Genomic DNA, 6,778 nt, shown 5'->3' with positions numbered 1-6,778 from the left:
TATCGACCAAACCCGATCAAAACCGGTGGACCGGCACGCCGCCATTATTCAGCGGTCTCCTAGCGGAGGGTGCGGGCCCGGTAGGCGAGTTCGCCGGCGAAGGTGACGCCGACGATCAGAGCCGTCGCGGCGATCGGGGCGTGCGGCGGGAGCTCGCCGTGGAACACCGCCAGCAGCAGCCCCGTCAGCCCCAGCCCGCCACTGTTCACCCGCGCCGTCAGGTCGCCCGCCCGCCGCATCAGTGCGGCCACCAGCAGCGCGAACCCCACGCACAGCCCGTACGCCGCGAACTGCGTGAGTAGGCTGGCCGCCGGATGGTGCGCCGCCAGCAAGGTGCGGGTCACGCTGGCGGCGCCGATGAAGAAGATGACGGAGTGCCAGCTGGGGCGCCGGGAGCCGAGCATCCGGAACGCTGCCTCGCCGGCGCCGGTCGCGGCGAGGATCACGGCGGTCGCTACGAGCAGGGGCAGGGCGGGGGTCTGGCCGTACGACACGGCGAGCAGCATCGCCGACAGGCCCAGCAGCGCGCTGCACACGCGTGAGGTGAGCCGGCTGCGGGCCCGTTCGACGAGCTGCCCGATCGCCAGAGCGAAGCCGGCGCACAATGCGTACGCGCCGTAGTGGGTGTGTGGGTGCGGGTCGGTTTCCGGATGGATTCGCAAAAGCACCGTGCGCAGCAGGTTCGCCGCGCCTACGTAGAAGATGACGGAGTGCCAGCTCGGACGGGTGAGCTTGAACCATGTGCACAGCATGTCGGTCTCCAGATTCACCGAGATCGGCGTGCTCGCAGCGGACGTTGATACCTCTTCTTCTACCGGCCACCGGCGTCCGGCATGGCGTTTTGGAAACGGCAACCAATATGACTTCAACCAAGATCAGAAGAATTAGTTGTTGTATCTTGCCGCTGTGGGACAGGTCAGGGATCGCGCGCCGGACGAGTGGGACTGTGTCGTCTTCATGGCGGTAGCGGAAACGGGCACACGGCAGAAGGCGGTACGGCTGCTCGCGGATCGGTACGACGAACACATCACGGTGGAAGGCGTCCGCGTCATCCTCAATAAGATCAACAAATGGTTGCACCGGCCGGCGTTGGAAGAAGGCGTCGGACCGCGCGGGAAGGTCAGGCTGACCCCGCGTGGTCTGCGATTTCTCCGTTTCTGCGAACGCGTGCGCGGCATCTACCTGGACGAGCGCCGGTATTTCGCCGAGTCGCACGTGCCCACGCTGGTGTGCCTTCCCCACCACGCCACGATCGTGAAAAGGCTTTACGTCGACACACTCGAACAGGAACCGATCGGCGAGGAGAAAATCCACATCCTGGAACTACAACAGAGCGACCGGGGCAACGAGTCGTTTTTCGACCAGGCGCTGTGGCCACTCACCACGGGCGCGTATCATCTCGCCATCGGTCCCGCGCCGCCGGAGGAGTTCCGCGACGAGCTCCAGTCCGACGTCCTCTACGACGCGCGGCTCGAAGTTTTCGTGCCGGCCGACTTTCCGGGCGACGCGATGTCGCTCGACGAGTTCGTTCGCTGGCCGCGCATGTCGCATCTGCCGCCGAAGGATTCCGGCGCCCGAATACTTCTCGAAAACGCCATCGCCACCTACGGAGTCGACGATCCGGGCGAGCATCGCCGGGTGGCGAGTGAGACGTACGAAATCGGCAGCGTCATCGAATGCGTATCGCTGCTGCACGAGCGCGGCCTGCCGACGCCGCTCGTGCTCGCCCCGTCAGACGTCGCGCTGGTCTACAAGCCCGGCATGCGCTTTGGCGGCGCGGGCGTCGAGCACTCCCGTTGGGTGCCGCTGCACCACCAGGGCGCGCCGTTCCGGCTCGACGTGCACGTCACCACCGCGAACCCGCGCCCCCGCTACCTGCGGCCACTCGTCGCGCTGCTGCAAAAGATCTGCGGGGACGAGCCGGGGCTCAGTGGTCCACTATGACCACGTCGAGCCGGCGCGGCCCATGCACGCCCTCGACGCGGTTCAGCTCGATGTCGCTGGTGGCGGACGGCCCTGACACCAGCGTGAGCGGCCGCGTCGGGTCGGCCAGCCGCCGCAGCGCGTGCGGCACGCCGGCCACGATCTGTCCGCTGTGGACGACGCACACGTGGTGGTCGGGGACCAGGGTCAGCGCCCGCCGGCCCTGGTCGGGCCCGGCGTCGAGGATCAGCGTGCCGGTCTCGGCGACCGCCACCGCGCATCCGGTCACGACCGCGAGCCCCGGCGCGTCCAAGTCAGCCACCGCGAGAGGCTGCGGCTCATCCCGCATCACCACACCCTGGTACGCGGACAGCCAGTCCCGCGGCACCCCGGAGGGGGCGACGATCCGCTCGGTGCCGGCCAGCACCTCGGCGAGTGCGTCGCCCAGGCCCTCGCCCGAGCAGCGCCGCACCGTCGCCTTGTAGTCCACGAGCCGGTCGACCAGCATCTCCACCAGGTCGTCCGGGTCGCGCGTCACCTCATAGTCCCGCGGCACCACGACCTGTTCCGCCGGGCGAGCAGCCCGCACCCGCCGCAGGACCTCCTCACGCGCGCTCATCCCTCGACCCTTCGTGAGCGGTGCCGGCGGAGCCGGGTGGACAGTAGTCCTCGCACGCTGCTTTGCTCTGCTTCCCTGGAGGAAACACTGTCTTGCTCTGCTTCCCCGAAAGAAACACCGGCTGTCCGGACAGCGGACCCCAGGTGTTTCCTCCGCGGAAGCAGAGCAAAGCAGCACGGAACGCATGGGCGGTGCGGAGGGCAGGGGCCGCGCTAACGGCGTTCATGGGCCCACCATTCGCGGAAGGTTTGCTTTGGAGGGAGGGGGGCGTCGCGGGCGGCCGTCCAGGCCGACATGGGCCACGGGAGCCGGCGGACGCTGGTGCCGGCCGCCCAGCGCAGGGGCGCCGCGCCTCGACGGGCGGCGCGCAGGGCGGCGGCGTACCGGCGGCGGCTTCGCATGGTCCAGGACAGCGCGCGCATCGCGGTGCGTTCGGCTGCCGGGTGCGGTCCGGTCTGCCGCAGGTGCACCAGCACCTCGGGGATGTTGATCCGCACCGGGCAGGCGTCGTAGCAGGCCCCGCACAGTGTCGAGGCGTACGGCAGGGTGTGGTTGGCGCCCTCGCCGCTCATCTGCGGGGAGAGGATCGCGCCGATCGGTCCCGGATACACCGAGCCGTAGGCGTGACCGCCCACCCGCTCGTACACGGGGCACACGTTGAGGCAGGCGGAGCACCGGATGCACCGCAGCGCCTGCCGGCCCACCTCGTCGGCGAGCGTGTCGGTGCGCCCGTTGTCGACGAGCACGACATGCACCGTCCGCGGCCCGTCGCCGGGCGTCACGCCTGTCCACATTGACGTGTACGGGTTCATCCGCTCGCCGGTGGACGAGCGGGGCAGGAGCTGGAGGAAGACCTCCAGGTCGCGGAACGTCGGCACCAGCTTTTCGATGCCCACCACGGAGATGAGCGTCTCCGGCAGCGTGAGGCACATCCGGCCGTTGCCCTCGGACTCGACCACGACCAGCGTGCCCGAATCCGCGACCGCGAAGTTGGCACCGGAGATCGCGACCTTCGCGGCGAGGAACTTGGCGCGCAGGTGCCGCCGGGCCGCCTCGGCGAGGGCGGGCGGGTCGTCGGTGAGCGCGGTCAACCCGTTGCGGGCGAAGATGTCGCGGATCTGCGAGCGGTTGTAGTGGATGGCCGGTACCAGGATGTGCGAGGGCGTGTCGTCGGCGAGCTGCACGATCAGCTCGGCGAGGTCGGTCTCGACGGCGGCGATGCCAGCGGCTGCGAGCTCTTCGTTGAGCCCGATCTCCTGGGTGGCCATCGACTTGACCTTGACGACCTCGGTGGCGCCGGTGGCGCGTACCAGATCGGTCACCAGCGCGGCGGCCTCGTCGGCGTCGCGGGCCCAGTGCACGACGGCGCCGGCCGCGGTGGCCGCCGCTTCGAACTGCTCCAGCAGTTCCGGCAGCCGCGACAGCACATCGTCCTTGATGGCCGCGCCGGCCACCCGCAGTGCCTCCCAGTCGGGCACCTCGCCGACCACCCGCAGCCGCTTGTCGCGGATGGTGTGGGTGGCCCGGCGCAGGTTGGCGCGCAGCTGGGCGTCGGCCAGCTTCTCCTTGGCGGCGGCCGGGAACGGCCGCCGCGCCACGATGTTTCCGGTGCCGCTCATTCCGCCGCCAGGATTTCCGCGTAGTGGATGGGTTTGGTTCCAGCGGCGCGGCGGGAGAGGCCGCCGCCGATGTGGGCCAGGCAGGAGTTGTCGACGGCGGCGACGTACTCGGCCCCGGTGTCGACGACGGCGCCGCACTTGTCGGCGAGCATCGCCGCGGAGACGCCGGCGTTCTTCATCGCGAACGTGCCTCCGAACCCGCAGCACTCCTCGGCACCGGGCAGCTCGACCAGGTCCAGCCCGCGCACCGCCCGCAGCAGCGTGCGCGGCCGGTCGCCGAGGCGCAGCATGCGCAGGCCGTGACAGGTCGGGTGGTAGGTCACCCGATGCGGGAAGGTGGCGCCGACGTCGGTCACCCCGAGCACGTCGACCAGCAGTTCGGACAGTTCGTAGGTGCGGCTGGCCACCGGGGCCGACTCGGGCACGAGTCGCGGATACGAGTCCCGGACCATCGCCACGCACGAGCCCGACGGGGCGACCACCGCGTCGTACGGCTCGAAGGTTTGAGCGAAGTTGCGGACGAGCGGCAGCGCCTCGGCCCGGTATCCGCTGTTGGCGTGCATCTGGCCGCAACAGCTCTGCCCGACGGGGAACTCGACGGTGTGCCCGAGCCGCTCCAGGATGCGCACGACGGCCTTGCCGGTGTCGGGAAACACCAGGTCGTTCACGCAGGTCACGAACAGCGCGATCTTCATGCTGGCCTCGCCGCGAAGTAGGGGAGGTGGCGCTCGCGGGCGGCCGAGATGTGCTCGCGCATGGCGGCGCCGGCGGCGTCGGGGTCGCGGGCGGCGATCGCGTCGACGACGACGTGGTGCTCGCGGGCGCTGACGCCGTAGTGGGCGGGCGGGAAGTGCAGCCGGAACAGGTGCAGGTGCGACCGGAGCCGCACGATCGCCTCGTGGAGCATCTGGTTGCCGGCCGACTCGGCGAGCAGGTGGTGGAAGCGGGCGTCCTGCGCGGTGAAGGCGGCGATGCCGGCGTCCCGGTCAGGCAGGTCGGCCTCGGCGCGCAGCGCGTCGGCGTCGATGCCTCCGGTCGCGGCGCGCTGGGCGGCGGCCGGTTCGAGGATGAGGCGCATCTCGACGAGCTCTTCGAACCCGGCGCGGGTGAGCAGGGGAGCGGCGGTGTATCCGGCCAGCGGGCGCTTGCGGACCAGCCCGTCGGCCTCCAGACGGGCGAGCGCCTCGCGTACCGGGGTCGGTGACACTTCGAGCTGGCGGGCGAGGGCATCGATGTTGATGCGTTCCCCAGGGGCCACCACATGGTCCATGATCAGCGCTTGCACCGAGGTGTACACGTCCTCGGTGAGCGTGAGACGCCGGGCGGGCCGGATGGGTGACATGATCAAAGATCCTATAGGATTGTCTTGGCTCTAGGAAGGGTGCCCGCGCTCTGGTTTGATCTATTTGTGACCGCCGAGGGTGAGATTCTCTTCATCGGGTGTTATACGCCGGAAACCGGGGGAGAAGGCGCTGGCATCACCGCTGTGCGGCGAGATCCCGGCACCGGTGCCCTCGCGCCGCTCGGTGTGGCGGCCAAGACGCCGTCCCCCTCCTTCCTCACCTGGCACCCGACCCTGCCCGTCGTGTACGCGGTCAACGAGCTCGTCGAGGGCGCGGTCAGCGCGTGGGCAGTCGACGGTGCGAGTCTCAGCCCACTCGGCACGGGGCAGAGCGGTGGCGCGCACCCGTGCCACCTCGCCGTCACGCCCGACGGACGGCACCTGGTCAGCGCCAACTACACGAGCGGCAGTGTCGCGGTACACCGGCTGGATGGCGCGGGCGCGCTGGGTGAGCGCACCGACCTGCTGGTGCACGACGGCGCCGGTCCCGACCCGAAGCGCCAGGAGCGGGCGCACGCGCACATGGTCTCGCCGAACCCGGGCGGCGGCGCGATCCTCGTGGTCGACCTGGGCACCGACGCGGTGTACCGGTACGCGCTGGAGCACGCCACCGGACGGCTGGTGCCGCTCGCGCCCCGGGTGCGCACGCATGCGGGCGCCGGACCGCGCCACCTTGCCCGGCATCCTGACGGCCGGCGCGCGTACCTGGTGGGCGAGTTGGACGCCTCGGTGACCGCGTACGAGATGGACGGGGCGAACGGGGTGCTGCACGAGCGCGCCAGGGTGACCGCGAGCGAGCACCCGGACGCCCAGCCGTCCGAGATCGCCGTGAGCCCCGGCGGGCGGTATGTCTATGTCGCCATCCGCGGCGCGGACACGATCTCGGTGATCGCTCTCGATGGACCGGCGCCCGCGTACGTGACCGAGGTGCCCACGGGTGGGCAGTGGCCGCGGCACTTCGCGATCATCGGCGAGCACCTGTACGTAGCGAACGAACGGTCACACAGCGTGGTCGCGTTCCGCCTTAACGGTGATTCGGGCGTACCAGAGGAACCGGGCGTTGTGACGCAGTTACGCAGCCCAACGTGCGTTTTGCCCGCTAAGTCCTTCTAGCTCTATAACGACAATTAACAGTGTCAGTTGAACTCTGCCCCGAATTAGCCTGGTTTGTTGATGATTGCGGGGGCAAGGATAGACTGAGTGGAAACGTGCGGCTACCGAGTGCTACCGCGGAGGTTTCTCATCCGTAACTTTCGGCCGAACGTACCTGGCAGG

General features: G+C 69.7%; 7 protein-coding genes. 2 read left to right on the top strand and 5 right to left on the bottom strand.

Going from position 1 to position 6,778, the window contains the following annotated elements:
• Positions 1–59: 59 nt before the first annotated feature.
• Positions 60–770: a hypothetical protein gene (locus tag V6V89_RS21030; RefSeq protein WP_334620889.1), complete on the bottom strand. Its 711-nt coding sequence runs from the start codon at positions 768–770 to the stop codon at positions 60–62.
• Positions 771–906: 136 nt separating this feature from the next.
• Between V6V89_RS21030 and V6V89_RS21025 the strand changes: the two genes are divergently transcribed.
• Complete coding sequence (locus tag V6V89_RS21025) at positions 907–1,944, top strand: hypothetical protein (RefSeq protein WP_334620888.1); 1,038 nt, start codon at positions 907–909, stop codon at positions 1,942–1,944.
• Here V6V89_RS21025 and V6V89_RS21020 read toward each other — a convergent pair.
• From V6V89_RS21020 to V6V89_RS21005, 4 genes are all read right to left on the bottom strand, one after another.
• Positions 1,928–2,542 (bottom strand): LutC/YkgG family protein, encoded by a 615-nt coding sequence (locus tag V6V89_RS21020; protein ID WP_334620887.1) that lies wholly within the window; start codon positions 2,540–2,542, stop codon positions 1,928–1,930. The two genes, V6V89_RS21025 and V6V89_RS21020, sit on opposite strands and share 17 nt — an antisense overlap.
• 212 nt (positions 2,543–2,754) lie before the next feature.
• Positions 2,755–4,161, bottom strand: coding sequence for a LutB/LldF family L-lactate oxidation iron-sulfur protein (locus tag V6V89_RS21015; RefSeq protein ID WP_334620886.1), 1,407 nt, complete (start codon positions 4,159–4,161; stop codon positions 2,755–2,757).
• Positions 4,158–4,856 (bottom strand): (Fe-S)-binding protein, encoded by a 699-nt coding sequence (locus tag V6V89_RS21010; RefSeq protein WP_334620885.1) that lies wholly within the window; start codon positions 4,854–4,856, stop codon positions 4,158–4,160. Before V6V89_RS21010 ends, V6V89_RS21015 begins: the two co-directional genes overlap by 4 nt.
• Positions 4,853–5,503: a GntR family transcriptional regulator gene (locus tag V6V89_RS21005; protein WP_334620884.1), complete on the bottom strand. Its 651-nt coding sequence runs from the start codon at positions 5,501–5,503 to the stop codon at positions 4,853–4,855. The genes V6V89_RS21010 and V6V89_RS21005 overlap by 4 nt, the downstream gene beginning before the upstream one ends.
• 66 nt (positions 5,504–5,569) lie before the next feature.
• Here V6V89_RS21005 and V6V89_RS21000 point away from each other — a divergent pair, with 66 nt between their 5' ends.
• Complete coding sequence (locus V6V89_RS21000; protein ID WP_334620883.1) at positions 5,570–6,616, top strand: lactonase family protein; 1,047 nt, start codon at positions 5,570–5,572, stop codon at positions 6,614–6,616.
• Positions 6,617–6,778: the final 162 nt, after the last annotated feature.

This window comes from Micromonospora sp. CPCC 206061 (assembly GCF_036906915.1).
Classification (GTDB): Bacteria; Actinomycetota; Actinomycetes; order Mycobacteriales; family Micromonosporaceae; genus Phytohabitans.
This window is presented reverse-complemented; position numbering and strand designations above follow the sequence as displayed.

Coding starts and splice junctions, on each gene's coding strand:
- V6V89_RS21020 (WP_334620887.1), bottom strand. CDS start 2,542: ATGAGCGCGCGTGAGGAGGTCCTGCGGCGGGTGCGGGCTGCTCGCCCG.
- V6V89_RS21015 (WP_334620886.1), bottom strand. CDS start 4,161: ATGAGCGGCACCGGAAACATCGTGGCGCGGCGGCCGTTCCCGGCCGCC.
- V6V89_RS21010 (WP_334620885.1), bottom strand. CDS start 4,856: ATGAAGATCGCGCTGTTCGTGACCTGCGTGAACGACCTGGTGTTTCCC.
- V6V89_RS21005 (WP_334620884.1), bottom strand. CDS start 5,503: ATGTCACCCATCCGGCCCGCCCGGCGTCTCACGCTCACCGAGGACGTG.